The sequence below is a fragment of the Pseudomonas prosekii genome (genome assembly GCF_900105155.1).
Classification (GTDB): domain Bacteria; phylum Pseudomonadota; class Gammaproteobacteria; order Pseudomonadales; family Pseudomonadaceae; genus Aquipseudomonas; species Aquipseudomonas prosekii.
This window is the reverse complement of record NZ_LT629762.1, coordinates 4,577,909-4,592,500: the sequence shown is the minus strand read 5'-3', so window position 1 is coordinate 4,592,500 and position 14,592 is coordinate 4,577,909. Positions and strand designations below refer to the sequence as shown.

Genomic DNA, 14,592 nt, shown 5'->3' with positions numbered 1-14,592 from the left:
AATACGCTCCGATTCAAGAAATATATCCGTGTCGCCGGAGAAGACATCGGGTGACCACAAAATTGCCTCTAAAAAAATGCAGTCCTTTCGACTCATCGCTTCGTCTGCCAAAAAATACGTCCTAAGCTTTTTGAGAATTGGCTCTTCGGGTATATGAGCCAATTGCAACGCCTTCTGCAACGTCCATTCACCATCCGAATAGAGATTGACGTCAATTGTTGCGTCGGTCCCTTCGATCACGCATTTCTCTGCCGCTTCAGCTATCAGTTCTTCAAGCACACGCGTAGACGTTTTCCCCATCACATTTGCCAGCCCTTCAAGACAGGCTTTGGAGGTTGCGCTAACGCGCAGGTGAATCGTTTCTACTTTTTTTCGTACGACCATAGCTGGATTCCAGACGTGTGTGGATTTCAGCAAGCTTGCCACATCACCGGCAGACACACAACGAAGATATGTTGACATCGATGTGGCACCACACTTACTGTGGCACCTCGGATGCAGCAGTCGCTGCGTCATGAAGCAGCAGAGGCCGCCCCTTATGAACCAAACCAACCTCTTAGCACCTATCTCGGTTGGGATAGAAGAAGCCGCACGCTTGATTGGCGTTGCCAGATCCATGCTCTATGAAATGATCAAAAAGGGGGAAATTCAAACATTCAAATTGGGGAGACGAAGGCTGGTACGAGTAAAAACTCTAGAAGCATTCGTCAAGCGACAAGCTCAGGAGAATAGCCGTTGAGTCTTCGTATAGTAGATCTCGCAGGAAACGTTCTTGGCATACTGGTATTGCCAGGAACGGTCCTTTTAGCGGATTTGGAAGCCCTTCGTCGCCTCGGAGTTCACAGAGTTGAGTTGGTAACCATTAACTTTACTGAAGGCTCATCTGATTAAAGGCAGGATCATGGCGGAGACGTGAAAGGCGATTCTGAGATCAGAATCGCCTTTCACATGAATAACAGGGAGACAAGCAGGATAATAAGGTTACGCGCCAAGCTCTTTTTTGATTCTGTAAACAGTGGCTTCGCCGACACTTGCAGCTTGGGCAATCTCTTTAATTGTCATGTTCGAGGCCGTTTGACCTTTGAGAAGCTTTTCTACCCGCTGCCATTTCTCGGTGTTCTTCCGTTTCCCTACAGCCTTCCAGGACGGATCAGCCGCCCTCTTGTTGGCGATGCCCTGCCTGATCCGCTCTACACGCTTTTCTTGATCAAGGCGGGCCATCGTCGCCATCAGATCAATGAGCATGTTATTGATCACGTGCATTACAGAACCCGCAATATCACTGCGCCCACTAGAGTGGCTGTCCAGATGTTCCCAACTAGTAGGTAGGTCAGCTACCACTAGCCTCAAACCTTTTGAATTGATCGTTCCTTTGAGGGTTTCCCAATCCGTTTGGCTGAGCCGAGAAAGGCGATCCACCGACTCAACACACAAGACTTGTCCAGACTCCGCACTGGTCAACAGCCTGTGGAGTTCAGGCCGTTGCAATTTGGTGCCGGAGAAATTGTCGGCATAGATCCCTGCCACCTCGTAGTTTCGGCTGGCTGCAAAAGCCAGCAAATCTGCGCGAGCCCGGTTCGCATCCTGATCTTGTGTTGACGCTCGGAGATAGAGGTGTGCAGAGACCATGGAAGAAAACCCTCATTAAGACATGCAAATGTATAGCGCAATGATAATCTATCATTTAGAGATACGCTAGTATCTATTTGAGAGTCTTCCTTTCTGCTTCTATCATTCTCGTAACGGTAGACTTCTTTGACAGTGATTATCGCGTCAAATTGAGAATCCCGGCGATGCTGGTCTGAAGCTTTTTTTAGAGGGTTATCCACCGCCACTGGCGTTGTTATGTGCTATGGCCGAACCAATTGAAATTGCCGAAGGAGCAACTTCTGAATTGCTGCGGCTAACGCGGTCTGATTGGAGTAGCAAGGATCAGAGCGATGGGAAAGCCTGCCAATCTGGGCAGGCTTCTGATTTTGAACTCTCGATTTAACGACTCAAGCCGAATTGACGCTATATGCCGAAGTTATATGCCATCAACATACACGTCGCATTCATCAATTACGTATTGCGGGACAAGCTGAAATTGAGACGGGTTTAGCTGATAGATGTAATTATTCTCAATATGAAATGCTTCGTTTATAAATTTTCTAATTACATCTGATTCAATCTCAGAGGGCTTGTCGTCGAACAGAACTCTATATAGATGCAACTTTTCGTAATTGTTCTCTGAGGCAAAATAGAGCGCTTTCATTTGTTGATCATCATTCAGTAAAGCGAGGATTGCTGCATAATCGAATGTCGGAATAAATCTTTGAATATGCGTTACGCCCTCCACCACCTCATCCTCCGTTAAATCAATAAAACCATTTTGACCGATACGCGACGGATTATTTCTTTTGTGGAACAAGCTAGAAAGTATATCAAAGCTAAATCTTTTATTACTGGTTATTTCATAGTAACGTCGCAAATACACAAGTCGATTAATTTCCGGGATCGGCAGCTGCGCATTATCTATCGCTATGTCAATAAATGTTTTAATATCAGAGCGCGCTATAGGAACTTCGGTCAGCACCCCTCCTTTATTCTCAAGGAAAGCCACGGTCGGCTTACTGAAGCGGTCAGGGTGATGAAGCATCATGTCTACAACGGGTTCAAAATCATGGGTCAGTAAAAGTACAGTTTTGTCTTTGAACGAGTTATCTTTCCTAAAAAGAGCGTCCACGATGGCATATTTTTTGTTTTTATCAAAAGATGATATTGGATCGTCCAGAACTACTAGATCTGCACCACTTTTCAGGCAGTCATACATAAATAAAACTAGAGAAAAAGCATTGCGCTCACCATAGCTCAAGTGAGATTTAACATTTTCGATTTCACTGTCAACGGTATTGTGTATAAGTCGAAGTTGATAAGTTTCTCCAATTTCAATTATTTTTACCGAATAATGATAACCTGCGTTACGCAAGAAGTCGTTAATGCCAGTACTGTTTTTTTTAACTAGCTTTTCTATTAGAATTTTCTGCTTTGCAATTCCGCCCTGTAGCTTTCCTGCTTTCTCAAGTAAACAGTCAACCCCGCGATTCACAATGTCGATTTTCTCAGCTGAGGATGATGAGTTAAGGTGAACATATAGACTTAAGTCAATCTTATGTTTTTTGACCTCTTCAATTATGCCATCTACGTTTTTTAAGGAAGAAAACCCAAGATTCGTCGCTTTTCCCAAATCGGCAGCTAATTGCTCGATTTGCCGCCGAACCTCAACAATATACGCAGCTTCAGCGTCAGAGTAGCCGTCGATATTAGTTATAAACTCAGCGATCTTCTTTCGCGTTTCGTCGGAAAAATATTTATCGAGCTTTGAGAATGTGACGATTGCCTTGTTTAGGCTTTCGACTGATTTAGCATCATAGACGTCGGTCACCTTCAATATTAGCTCACGAGTATCAGCCACATCATGTGTACAATAAGGGCAGTCAGAAGATATGTCTAAGAAATCTTTTCCTTCCTGCTGCCATTTGATCCATTTGTAGTTTTGCTCGCATTGAATTAGATTTGTGTACTTTTCCAGCCCTGTTGGGATTGAGGATACACGATTGCCACCTTTAAAAGCTTTCGCAATATTGCTTGAAGCGTGCAGTCCAGACTTAACTTGCTTTCCAAACGCCAGCAGCAATTCACCAAGGTCGGAAATTAGTTGTGAAATTTCCGGGTCGGACGTAAGTAAGTTTTTTGTTTCACTTGTGAGTACTGCAATTTCCTGCATTCCCGCCTCATAATCGGCGCCTCGAATAAAAATATCGAAACTGCCTTTGATGAGCTCTGTTGGCTGAAATACGAAATCGTTGATATAGCCTTCATCAAATACACGGAGGTTCGAAAAAGTATCAGTACCTGTAACAGTCGGCTCTAATGGCGATGCACCATAGCCTTTAAATGGCGTGAGATCCTTCAATCTCTTACCACCGTCCGACCGGTCCCCAATCGAGAACGAAATAGCTTTTGCTACGGTACTTTTTCCCGTTCCATTAGTTGCGTATTTAATATTTAGTTGATTGGGTGTCAACTCAATACCGCCAGAATCGATATTGTTGCAATTTTTAACTTCAATAAACATTCTGCACTCCCTGTCATGATTGCGTAGAGACAGCATAGTGCATTTTCGCCATAAGTACAGCCTACCAAGACCTAATCGCTTTTGATACTTTACCTCGCTACAGCCACCGTGTGTAGTGCGAAAAGGTTAATCTTGAACCCCACAAAATCACGAAAGGCGGTATAGGTAAGGGATAACTGTTTTTAATCCTCTCGACGAAACTTCTATGACATGTACATCATATGCTCTTCAAATGCGTCGGGGTGATATTCGGAACAGCCTGTAAGATCAATAGAGCTGATACGAAAAGTGTAATCTCCCTTTCTAGTTTCCGTGTACTTATCTACTACACTAGAAAGCATTTTCTTATCAATTTTTTTCCCTACTAAACAATCAGCCGTTTGCAGGTACAAAAAGTCTTTAAAGGACGAGTACTTAGCTTTACCCGCCTTTCTCATGAACCTATTTTCGTGACGGATGGCATCGCGCCCGTATGTTTTATAAATTTCAGATAGTTCAGGTTGATAACCGGCGTTTAATAAAGCAGCGGCTCCCGCCAAGAATACACTTTTCATATACTCGCAGTTTTCCGCCCAAGAGCCCGATGCGTCGCGTGATATGCGACTTAACTCCTCCAAGTATATAAGCACTTTAGATCTGTTTTTTCTTGGAGGCAGATAAAATCCGTTTAACTTGACTCCATGCAATTCAGCTTTGATCGAAGAGAGACCAAAGGAAGGCATGCTAATTAGATTTTCTCTTGTATACTTTCCAGTCTTATCTAGCTTTATTATTGAATCAATAATTTTTATCTTGCCATATTGGTTAACAGGATAGGTTTTGACATACTCAAGCAAAACCCCACCCAGAAATTTCATTAATAGTTTTAGAGTATTTTTATCGCTAGTTTCTTTAGAAATAGACCATTTGTCGTTAAGCTCTGTACGGCTTATCGAATAGCCCGCGCCCTCAAAACTTTTCTTACCAAACTTTCTATTTTGGGCAGACCCACCATAGAAGAGATTAAGCGGATGAAGAAGTCCTATTCTATCGTAACCATTAACTGGATATACATGGTTTATCTCCATATTTCCTTTTGGATGGCTACAAATTAGTTGTATCAGCTCCCTTAATGAATCAACAGTATGCATAGACATTATCTGAACTGTACCTGCGCGTTTGCATTCTCGCGCAATGTAAAGCCATTCTTTATTCACAGGAAGATTACTTAATCTCTTAGTTTGACGGGTACCGATATTTTTCTTACGACGATTATGCATCTGTTTGTGAGACTCACAACAGTACTTCTTCCTATAATATTGGGGAGACCCACGATTTATAACCTTTCCACAGTAATCGCAATATTTATCTTTCACCTTCACTCCACTACATCTAGTTGCTCTCCGTCATTATTTACAGTTTTTACAAGTCACTTCCGCCATCCAGACAAGGGCCTTCAGGAGTGAGCCGTATACTTTTAAATGACTAGCGACCTTTAATTGGAGTCGTAACATTTCGTAGTTTCTATAAACTTCTTAACACACCGTGTACTTTGAGAGTCCAAGCAGGGTTCGATGTGATTTTCAGGTTAGCAAGCACCCTAATAAACTTTCTATGCATGAACCTGCGGTTTTATAGCTCTATACGTCTCTGTCGTGTAAGAACTGCTAGCGCAATGGAAGAATTGATTCGAACTAGCGCTTGGAAACTTGCACAGCATAGTTGTCACACCGTTCAAGTGCTACTTAGCACACCCAGGAGTCAAATCTCTGCAAATAAGGACGATAGATCGACTTTCAGCGCGTCAGCGAGCGTTTTGATTGCATCTAGGCTGGGATTAGCTCCCCCGGTCTCGATTCTCGACATGTAGGTACGGGCGAAACCACACCTGTCCGCGAAGGCTTCTTGGGTCATGCCTGTGGCAAGACGAAGCTCACGTACTCGATGACCGAAGCGATGGCGTAGGGAGGAAGAAGGCATTCCCATATCGTGTGCTGATGTGATCTAATCGTGAACACACTAATCGTGACATCGCGCGTTTTTGGATGCTTATGGCAGAAGCTAAAGCTTCTAAGCCTGTTTGAGGGATGTGGGAGAGGGTATGGGGCTAAGCCGTTATGCCTACTCTCGTTTTTTTTCAGAGGAGGGATCTTTCAGGATGGTTATTCACCGGACTATAGCGCTACTACTGGCAGTGGTTACCAGCAACTCAATAGCTGCAAGCTTCGACTGTGCTAAAGCGAGCAATTTTGCCGAAAAGGAAATTTGCCGCGACGGCTACCTTTCCAGCCTCGACACATCCCTCAGTCAAAACTACAAAGCTGCGTTGCTGAAGGCTTCTGACCGACAGGACGCTCTTATCGAGTCCCAGCATGAATGGCTTGCTACTCGAAACCAGTGCACTACACAAAAATGTCTCGATAAAGCAATGGTCACTCGATTCAAGGCGATTGAAGACTTTACGAGGGCCGAAATAGGGCGAAAACTGGAATCAGAACAGCAACAGCAAGCGGCCAAATCTCAAGCTGAGAACGCCGATCGAGCTCGACGCAAACACGAGGCATATGTAGCAGAAGAGCAGGCTTATCAACACCGGCGACAGGCGGCACAGCAGCAGACCGTCTATTCTCAGTCGAATACCGCCTCTGTTTCATCTACCTATCAAACACCAGCCTATCAGACAGCCCAGCAACCGCAAACTCAAGTCGCAGCGACTCGTGAAGAAACGCTTTGGCAGCAAATATTCAGCGTTTTATGGAAGTGTGCGCTGATAGTAGCGGTCGTAATGTCCTGCTGGGCGGTTAAGCGGCACCGCAGAGAGGAAGCCACTATCTACAATAACTATACAGATGCAACGATCACTAATTTGCTGCCAGTCACTGGCTGGGGTATAGGCCTTCTCTGTGGCTGGCTCGGATTGCCTCATCAAGTGTACCAAGTGTGTGTAGTCACCGGGGTACTGTCGGCGGTATTTTTTGCAGTATATACAGCATTCAAAAGTAATCGCGGCGGTCTAAATATCTTACTAACTATTGTCGCGAAGTTAACGTTTGTATCTGTGTTTTACGTTGTCATGGGATTCCTGATACTTTCATTTTTTGGTGGAGCTCGAAGAAAAGGGGAATCTCTAACGCAGGCAGAGGCCCGACGACGCAGAGAGTCAAGAAATACTAAAGTTCAGATAGTAGCTGTGTCTGCGGGATATACTTTCTTTACCGCATGGCTTTGCCGTAGGGCTGAATTTACGTCTCTATCCGAATGTTTAGAACTTGACCCTGCACTATATTCTGCCTGACCGTCTGCGCAAGTCATTATATAGAAACATACGTGACGTTCTGATTCGAGCGTCATAAACCATAGAGCGTGTTCCGGGTTGGATTGCCCTCAAAGCCCCCCCGCGTTGAACATCAAAAATTGGAGTTGTATTCATGCGCCATCACATTATAGCAACCGCTCTCCTTGTAGCTTTTTGCTCCCCCTCCGTATTTGCAAAAAGCGAATATTCTGCTGCATACAGTGCTTGCACTGATAAGTCAGGCGGTAACACATCCGCGCTTAGCGATTGCAGCTATGCAGAGTTAGTCAAGCAAAATGCCCGGATGGATAAGGCTTATAAGTCGGCGATTACTGTCTTACCTGTCGGGAAGATGAGGAAATTGCAAGAAGGCCAAGCTCTATGGGTGAAGTTTCGAAAGGCTGATTGCAGCATGTACTATTCCCTCACCGGAGGCACGATGGACCTTCTAGAAGGGGCGGGGTGCGAACTGAGTATGACCTTGGAGCGTGCAGACACGCTGGAATGGTTTGCTAAGAACGGCGCCGGGAAAGATGAAGAGGCTGAGAGCGACGCGTTGTGAGTGTTAGCCTGCAATAACAAGCGTCCAGCTCGCTCACTCAGATGAATAAAACGTAAAAGGCCCCGCCTGAGAGATTCAGAGCGGGGCCTTTTTGATCGGAGCACTGTCACGCGGCTGTCACCGCTTCGATAGAGAAATTAGATCACGACGGCTTCTGGTTTAACTATAGATTGTAGATCTATGTAAGGTAGCCCCTCAATCATGGTGTCGCAAAAATGTCTCATGAAGAAGAAATACCAAGCCAGTTGGCTACGTTGTAATACTGCGGGATTATAATCCTCTGGCACAGAAGCTAAGGACACAATGCTATGCAGGTCTTGAATCGTGTACTGATGATCTGGTGAGTCGACTTCACCAGGTGCTATACATGCTCGAATCAGTGCCACTGCCAACTCCGCCAACCCAAGCCTACCGCCTAGATGGGTCCACCAGTCTTTCCCGATTCGTATCCCGGCTTCAACTTCGATTCCGTTATAGGTAAAACTACAATCCCAACGCCCTTTAGGTGATGTAGTAAAACACTCTGAGCCCAGCTTTAATTCGAGATTCTTAAAAATGTGCCAGTCTTTTTTATTTGATAGCTTCTGTGTGCCGTAGAGTACGCCATACGTAAACTCAACTTTTTGTACACTATGTTCGTGGGCCCAAGCTTGAAGGTTACTGATGATCGCATCGGCAAAATTTTCGCTCATCTCATCATTGAGACAACGAGGTCCGCTTTTTAGCGTTACAACTTGTACTTTGTCTTCCGCCACATGCAGGCCATCTAAAGCCGAATTGGCTGAATGCATCTGACTTAGAACTGGCGTCCAGTCATATATGGGTAATGCCACAACCTCAACGGCCCGACCAGCAGAGGTCTCCATCGATGAAAATAGTTTCGCTGGGAGAATGTCGTGCTCTATCTCGCTGACACGAGTGTAACGATTTTTCCTAGCATGCATCATTAAAACATAGGGGCTAGTAGAGAATTTTGCAAAATTCGCATCACCATCTATGAGCGAACCTACATGCTGGTCTATTTTTCGCCTAAAATGCTCTTCCATCCTTAAAGCTCGGGCGCGGGAAGCCATATTAAGGTCAACCGCCATAAGCTGCTCAAGCAATTCGCTTTTCGAAAAAACGATACTTTCAGCTTTGGGTAGACCCGGGTGCCTCTTCGCCATTTTTTTACTCCGTATGAAATTATGCCAATGACCTTATCAGTCTCTTGGTCTTTGACTTTCCGTAGTCCGCGTCGTCAGTTTCTTTATCCCAAACGATAGTTTTACCGTTTTTGAACCAACGCCGAGTTCTCACGTGAGACTGGATGTATACGATTCTAAATGCATCTGGAGCCTTCTCGAGGGGTTTCCAGCCGTTAGCCTCCAGAAGATCAAAACATTCAGCGATAACATGTCCTGCCACGGCTCCAAGTCGCACAGGAACCGCATTTCCAATTTGGGCATACTTGTCCACCGTCTTTCCAGAAAATTGCCAATAATCCGGAAACCCTTGTATGCGCGCATACTCTCTTACAGATAATGCACGAGTATGGACAGGGTGGCATAGGGAAGTACTGGAATGGTTAGGCATAGTGACAAGGGTTGGGCAAGGTAGCTCCATGGTAAGTCTCCGCCACCAGCCGGATCTCCCCCCTTTGGCATGCCATGCTTTGCCCATAGATTCCTTTTGGATCTCCTCCGGAAGACTTCTCCAATTCGAACCTTCAGGAACCAATGAAAGAAACCCTTTCTTTCTGGGACTGAAATCCATAATCTCAGGATTTGATTCGTCTAAATCGGATATAACATCCCCCAAGGTTTTCCAGCGTTTAAGCTGTAAGGGCTTGGAAAATAAATCCTCTCCCACCAATGCGTCGGAACTAGGTCCATGTGTTGGGTCAGGAAATGCAACCTGTGCACCGAACCTATTGCCAATGAATAGCACCCTTTCCCGGATTTGTGGTGCTCCATAGTTAACAGAGTTAACTTCAAATATGTCCAGGTGGTACTCCGAGTTTTCTAGCTTTTGAAGATCTTGGGAAAATAGTCTCATGACAGACCCAGGCATCTCTTCAAAGGATAGCTCCGGCCCTTTCGGTGGGCGATCCGCTATAGGACGATGACGAAGAGCTGCGGATATCAGCCCTCGGACGTTCTCCATAATAAAAAATTTTGGTTGCATAACTTCGACAAACTTCAAGAACTGCCAAAGTAATGTCCCTCGGGGATCTTGGACAGTTCCCCGATTTCCAGCCGTGCTGAATGATTGGCAAGGCGGACCGCCTACTAAGACATCTAACTCGCCGGGCTTTAATCCCGTTGCTGCGAGTACTTCGTAAGGGTCGATATTTGAAATATCCCCCTCATAAATCTTGAGGTTAGCGGGAAGGTGTCCAGCTTCTCTGTTTAGACGAATAGTGTCGCAATAGGCAGGGACTTTTTCTACGCATGCTAGAAGCTCATACCGATCAGTTTCCTTAAGGCCGAGATCAAGTCCCATTCCACCTGAAAACAGCGATATAACCTTTAGCTTTTTCACAATCATCATTTCCACTCATGCTGTAGCTCAACAGATCCAAATGAAAAGCCTTTTTTGAGGTTTTCATGAGGCTGGAGCAAGGACGGAGCATGGTAACTCAATGGTGAAGCTGGTTGCGAACAATCACCCCCAACCTCAGCTCACGGTGAGAATTCTGGCTTTCGAGACGATTGGGACGGTCACTGGAATTGGTGTCCAGGCAAAATTCGACTCATGCCCCGATATCCCGATGTAAGGAACTAGGGCCGAGAGGGGATTTCTTGGAGCCGGATGTTAGCCTTGCACCCGCCTTGCACCCGCCCTGCCCCCATGAACCTTTTGCTCTCTTCGCGTGAATCGCTGGAGAGCTTGAATAATATGGTGTCCCAGGGCAGGTTCGAACTGCCAACCTTCCCCTTAGGAGGGGGATGCTCTATCCAATTGAGCTACTGAGACACGAATCGCCCGCGAGGACCGCGGTACGAAGGACGGCGAGCATGGTAACGGGCAGCCCCGTGTTTGTCATGTCGTCCACAGCCTTTTTAAGTATAGGCAAAAGCATCAGCACCTTTGCGCGCCGTGCAAAATGCACCCCCTCCAAAACGCCATCATTGCAAATTGCACTAGCACCCCTCCCCGAACACAAGATAACTAGTTGTTTTTAAAGGATTTATAACGCATTAGACTGTTGGCACGGTGGCTGCTTTAGATCTACTCCAAGAACAATGGAGGATAGCCCCATGAACAGCGCTCTCTTAATCTCGAACGCAATAGCCCTGACGGTGCTGCTTGGCTTTCAATTTGCCCCCGAGAATGACGCTGAAATGGTGGCTCGGCGCATGCCGCACTACCTTCAACTGCAGAAAGCGCCGCAATTGGCCGTGATGAATGACCGCCAAGCTTCTGCTAATAAAGAAGTCAGCCAGCAAACCACACTGACCCAGCATTCTTCCGACCGTTTGATTTTTTGACTTTCACCAGGAGCACCGCAATGTCCAAATCAGCCACTGGATTTCTGATCCTGACTTTGCTGAGCGGCATTTTTCATTTGTCTATCGCTGAAAATTCCACTGCTACGCTGCCGCTGATCGCGTGTGCAGTATTTGGCGCACTGTTTTTACTGGCGTTGATCGCCGGGCGACGCATCAAATTCGATCCGGTTTTACGCTAGAGCTGAGCAGATCCAATAGGCGGATAACTGTGATATCCAAGTCGCCAGAGTTATCAAGCCGATGGATGACGGGACCACCGCTCGAGTCATCCGCAACGAAAAGCTCATTGCGCCGAAGCCTGGCTTCGATTTCCTCGCGAGTTTCACGTCCCCGCCGCAACAGCCGCTTCCGTAGCACGTCGGTTTCCACTGTCAGCAAAATCGGGAGCAATGCCGGATAACGCTCCAACGCAATCGGCAGATGCCCCCGAGATCCGTTGACCAGTACATACCGACCATCCTCAAGCCATTGATCAATACGCGCAGGGATGCCGTAATCCAAGCCATTCGCACTCCAATACAGCGCAAAACTCCCCTCCTCCCTCAGGCGTTGAAATTCTGCCGGGGTAACGCCAACCGCATCCTCGCCAACTGATTCGGCCGAACGAGTAATAACCCGGCGAGCGACCTCACACCCTGCCGCTAGCAAAGGCTCGCGAGCCGCCTCAATCAAGCTGTCCTTGCCCGACCCGGATGGCCCAATCAGATAAATCAGCCTGCCATCCATCTTGAAATCATCCCGCACAGCGCAGCGCCACTAGTAAATCGGCCATTTGCCACTATCCTTCAAAAGGTAAGGAACATTGATCGAATCCGCATAGCATGCGCCTTCAAACGGTTTTGAACATCACCGGGAGGCAAGAGGACGCGGCCAGAGGTGTGGTCAAAGCGGTTTTTCAAACCAGTCCGCATTTCTGATAATTGGTGCTGGCATAAAGCCTTTATCCAGTTCAATATTTGTCACAGAATTGACGCCAATGATCTGGCAATTTTGAGGCATGATGCGAGCCTCTATCAATTCAGGTTGAACATTTGGCCAGAGTGCTTGTCCTATCAGACATCCTGCGGCCAATCCCGAGAACCGCTCCCCTGAACTAACCGGTTAAATATATGCGCCCATTGAAACAGGCAATTTATTCCAGCCGTACGGCTGACAAGTTCGTCGTACGTCTGCCAGACGGAATGCGTGAACGCATTGCCGAGGTGGCTCGCAATCATCATCGCAGCATGAACTCCGAAATCATTGCGCGCCTTGAGCAGAGTCTTATTCAGGAAGGCGCACTGGGCGAAGAATTGAGCATGCGTCTGGACAGCCCGGAGCTGTCGCTGCACGAACGCGAATTGCTGCAACGTTTCCGTCAACTGTCCCACCGTCAGCAGAACGCATTGGTTTCGCTGATCGCTCACGACGCTGAGATGGCCGCAGACGCGTCCTGATCCATAGCAAAAAATTCAAGCCAGCATAATTGCTGGCTTTTTTTTGCCTTGAATTTGAGGCACAAAAAAAAACCCGCCAATCTGGCGGGCCTTGAAGTAACGGATCAGAGCAGGAAAATTGTCGCCAAGCCAAGGAAGATGAAGAACCCACCGCTGTCGGTCATGGCCGTGATCATCACACTGGCGCCCATTGCCGGGTCGCGCCCCAAGCGGGCCAGCGTCATGGGGATCAACACGCCCATCAATGCCGCCAGCAACAAGTTAAGTGTCATCGCCGCAGTCATCACCACGCCCAGCGACCAACTGCCGTAAAGCAGATAGGCGACAACCCCGATCACCCCACCCCAGACCACGCCATTGATCAAACCGACCGCCAATTCCTTGCGCATCAGCCGCGAGGTGTTGCCGGTGCTGACCTGGTCCAGCGCCATGGCCCGCACGATCATGGTGATCGTCTGGTTACCCGAGTTGCCGCCGATGCCCGCAACGATCGGCATCAGTGCCGCAAGTGCCACCAGCTTCTCGATGGAGCCCTCGAACAGGCCGATAACCCGCGACGCGACAAACGCTGTCACAAGGTTCACCGCCAGCCAGGACCAGCGGTTACGCAGGGATTTCCAGACCGAGGCGAAGATGTCTTCTTCTTCGCGCAGACCGGCCATGTTGAGAACTTCGTTTTCGCTCTCTTCACGGATCAGATCGACCATCTCATCGATAGTCAGACGACCGATCAGCTTGCCGTTTTTGTCGACTACCGGCGCGGAGATCAAGTCATAACGCTCGAACGCCTGCGCAGCGTCGTAGGCGTCCTCGTCCGGGTGAAAACTCACCGGATCGCTGGCCATGACGTCGGCCACCTTCTTGTCCGGATCGTTGACCAGCAACCGCTTGATCGGCAACACGCCCTTGAGCACGCCGTCGTAGTCGACGACAAACAATTTGTCGGTGTGGCCCGGCAATTCCTTGAGGCGACGCAGATAACGCAGAACCACTTCGAGACTGACATCCTCGCGGATCGTCACCATCTCAAAGTCCATCAGTGCGCCGACCTGCTCCTCGTCATAGGACAACGCGGAGCGCACGCGCTCACGCTGCTGGCCATCGAGGGTTTCCATCAGCTCATGGACGACGTCGCGCGGCAGCTCGGAAGCCAGGTCAGCGAGTTCGTCGGCATCCATGTCCTTGGCGGCGGCCAGGAGTTCGTGATCGTCCATGTCGGCGATCAGCGTTTCACGCACCGAATCGGATACTTCGAGCAGAATGTCGCCGTCACGATCAGCCTTGACCAACTGCCAAAGCGTCAGACGATCGTCCAGCGGCAGGGCTTCAAGAATGTAAGCGACGTCGGCGGAGTGCAGGTCGTCGAGTTTGCGCTGCAGCTCGACGAGGTTCTGCCGGTGAACCAGGTTCTCGACCCGGTCGTGATGCGGACCTTCCTGGCGATGAGTCAGGTCTTCGACTACCCGCTGACGCTGCAACAGCTCAACAACTTGAGCGAGGCGGTCTTGCAGGCTTTCTTGCGTTTTCTTTACTTCAACTTCGGACATAGGCGAACTCCACTCCCAGCAGCGGGGCACGCCGGAAGAATCAATCAGTCAATTCATGATTGGAAAAACGGGTTACTAAACAACTACTGGGTAAGTCCATGGAGGTATTCCATAAGCCCCGGCGGGGCTGACGGGCGCAATGATACACCGCCTGACGGTTTA

General features: G+C 47.9%; 15 protein-coding genes and 1 tRNA gene (1 of these 16 running past the window's edge). 6 read left to right on the top strand and 10 right to left on the bottom strand.

The window, feature by feature from the left end; translation table 11 throughout:
• A protein-coding gene (locus BLU01_RS20900) for a hypothetical protein (protein WP_157720178.1) crosses the window boundary here: on the bottom strand, positions 1-462 show its 5' portion. The gene continues 180 nt to the left of window position 1, outside the view; 462 of the gene's 642 nt are visible here — the first part of the coding sequence; it begins with the start codon at positions 460-462; its stop codon lies off the left edge, out of view.
• 76 nt (positions 463-538) lie between these two features.
• On the opposite strand from BLU01_RS20900, the gene BLU01_RS20895 reads away from it, so the two are divergent.
• Positions 539-739, top strand: a complete 201-nt coding sequence (locus BLU01_RS20895; RefSeq protein WP_092281682.1) for a helix-turn-helix domain-containing protein — start codon at positions 539-541, stop codon at positions 737-739.
• Positions 740-981: 242 nt separating this feature from the next.
• Here the strand turns inward: BLU01_RS20895 and BLU01_RS20890 are convergent, their stop codons facing one another.
• From BLU01_RS20890 to BLU01_RS20875, 4 genes are all read right to left on the bottom strand, one after another.
• Positions 982-1,629, bottom strand: coding sequence for a recombinase family protein (locus tag BLU01_RS20890; protein WP_092279070.1), 648 nt, complete (start codon positions 1,627-1,629; stop codon positions 982-984).
• 397 nt (positions 1,630-2,026) lie between these two features.
• Positions 2,027-4,117, bottom strand: coding sequence for an AAA family ATPase (locus BLU01_RS20885; protein ID WP_092279068.1), 2,091 nt, complete (start codon positions 4,115-4,117; stop codon positions 2,027-2,029).
• Between the two features lie 203 nt (positions 4,118-4,320).
• Positions 4,321-5,472, bottom strand: a complete 1,152-nt coding sequence (locus BLU01_RS20880; protein WP_157720177.1) for a hypothetical protein — start codon at positions 5,470-5,472, stop codon at positions 4,321-4,323.
• A gap of 385 nt (positions 5,473-5,857) precedes the next feature.
• Positions 5,858-6,076 carry a helix-turn-helix domain-containing protein gene (locus tag BLU01_RS20875; protein WP_197675565.1) on the bottom strand — a complete coding sequence of 73 codons (219 nt, stop codon included), beginning with the start codon at positions 6,074-6,076 and terminating at the stop codon, positions 5,858-5,860.
• A gap of 121 nt (positions 6,077-6,197) precedes the next feature.
• Here BLU01_RS20875 and BLU01_RS27630 point away from each other — a divergent pair, with 121 nt between their 5' ends.
• Positions 6,198-7,391, top strand: a complete 1,194-nt coding sequence (locus tag BLU01_RS27630) for a lysozyme inhibitor LprI family protein (RefSeq protein WP_157720176.1) — start codon at positions 6,198-6,200, stop codon at positions 7,389-7,391.
• Positions 7,392-7,524: 133 nt separating this feature from the next.
• Complete coding sequence (locus BLU01_RS20870; RefSeq protein ID WP_092279062.1) at positions 7,525-7,953, top strand: lysozyme inhibitor LprI family protein; 429 nt, start codon at positions 7,525-7,527, stop codon at positions 7,951-7,953.
• A gap of 137 nt (positions 7,954-8,090) precedes the next feature.
• Here BLU01_RS20870 and BLU01_RS20865 read toward each other — a convergent pair whose 3' ends face one another.
• From BLU01_RS20865 to BLU01_RS20855, 3 genes are all read right to left on the bottom strand, one after another.
• Complete coding sequence (locus BLU01_RS20865; RefSeq protein ID WP_092279060.1) at positions 8,091-9,119, bottom strand: PmeII family type II restriction endonuclease; 1,029 nt, start codon at positions 9,117-9,119, stop codon at positions 8,091-8,093.
• Positions 9,120-9,138: 19 nt separating this feature from the next.
• Entirely contained in the window at positions 9,139-10,485 is a 1,347-nt protein-coding gene (locus tag BLU01_RS20860; protein ID WP_092279058.1) for a DNA cytosine methyltransferase, read from the bottom strand.
• Positions 10,486-10,834: 349 nt separating this feature from the next.
• Positions 10,835-10,911: transfer RNA gene (locus BLU01_RS20855), tRNA-Arg, on the bottom strand.
• 284 nt (positions 10,912-11,195) lie between these two features.
• Here BLU01_RS20855 and BLU01_RS20850 point away from each other — a divergent pair.
• Entirely contained in the window at positions 11,196-11,426 is a 231-nt protein-coding gene (locus BLU01_RS20850; RefSeq protein ID WP_092279056.1) for a hypothetical protein, read from the top strand.
• A gap of 20 nt (positions 11,427-11,446) precedes the next feature.
• Entirely contained in the window at positions 11,447-11,626 is a 180-nt protein-coding gene (locus BLU01_RS20845) for a PA3371 family protein (protein WP_092279054.1), read from the top strand.
• Here the strand turns inward: BLU01_RS20845 and phnN are convergent.
• Complete coding sequence (gene phnN, locus BLU01_RS20840) at positions 11,601-12,173, bottom strand: phosphonate metabolism protein/1,5-bisphosphokinase (PRPP-forming) PhnN (protein WP_092279052.1); 573 nt, start codon at positions 12,171-12,173, stop codon at positions 11,601-11,603. The genes BLU01_RS20845 and phnN overlap by 26 nt on opposite strands.
• 383 nt (positions 12,174-12,556) lie before the next feature.
• On the opposite strand from phnN, the gene BLU01_RS20835 reads away from it, so the two are divergent.
• A complete protein-coding gene (locus BLU01_RS20835) occupies positions 12,557-12,883 on the top strand; it encodes an Arc family DNA-binding protein (protein ID WP_003178899.1) in 327 nt (108 codons plus the stop codon).
• Positions 12,884-12,987: 104 nt separating this feature from the next.
• On the opposite strand, the gene mgtE is transcribed toward BLU01_RS20835, so the two are convergent.
• Positions 12,988-14,430 (bottom strand): magnesium transporter, encoded by a 1,443-nt coding sequence (mgtE, locus tag BLU01_RS20830; protein ID WP_092279049.1) that lies wholly within the window; start codon positions 14,428-14,430, stop codon positions 12,988-12,990.
• Positions 14,431-14,592 lie beyond the last annotated feature (162 nt).

Coding starts and splice junctions, on each gene's coding strand:
- BLU01_RS20845 (WP_092279054.1), top strand. CDS start 11,447: ATGTCCAAATCAGCCACTGGATTTCTGATCCTGACTTTGCTGAGCGGC.
- phnN (WP_092279052.1), bottom strand. CDS start 12,173: ATGGATGGCAGGCTGATTTATCTGATTGGGCCATCCGGGTCGGGCAAG.
- BLU01_RS20895 (WP_092281682.1), top strand. CDS start 539: ATGAACCAAACCAACCTCTTAGCACCTATCTCGGTTGGGATAGAAGAA.
- BLU01_RS20890 (WP_092279070.1), bottom strand. CDS start 1,629: ATGGTCTCTGCACACCTCTATCTCCGAGCGTCAACACAAGATCAGGAT.
- BLU01_RS20860 (WP_092279058.1), bottom strand. CDS start 10,485: ATGATGATTGTGAAAAAGCTAAAGGTTATATCGCTGTTTTCAGGTGGA.
- BLU01_RS20835 (WP_003178899.1), top strand. CDS start 12,557: ATGCGCCCATTGAAACAGGCAATTTATTCCAGCCGTACGGCTGACAAG.
- BLU01_RS20870 (WP_092279062.1), top strand. CDS start 7,525: ATGCGCCATCACATTATAGCAACCGCTCTCCTTGTAGCTTTTTGCTCC.
- mgtE (WP_092279049.1), bottom strand. CDS start 14,430: ATGTCCGAAGTTGAAGTAAAGAAAACGCAAGAAAGCCTGCAAGACCGC.
- BLU01_RS20850 (WP_092279056.1), top strand. CDS start 11,196: ATGAACAGCGCTCTCTTAATCTCGAACGCAATAGCCCTGACGGTGCTG.
- BLU01_RS27630 (WP_157720176.1), top strand. CDS start 6,198: ATGGGGCTAAGCCGTTATGCCTACTCTCGTTTTTTTTCAGAGGAGGGA.
- BLU01_RS20875 (WP_197675565.1), bottom strand. CDS start 6,076: ATGCCTTCTTCCTCCCTACGCCATCGCTTCGGTCATCGAGTACGTGAG.
- BLU01_RS20865 (WP_092279060.1), bottom strand. CDS start 9,119: ATGGCGAAGAGGCACCCGGGTCTACCCAAAGCTGAAAGTATCGTTTTT.
- BLU01_RS20885 (WP_092279068.1), bottom strand. CDS start 4,117: ATGTTTATTGAAGTTAAAAATTGCAACAATATCGATTCTGGCGGTATT.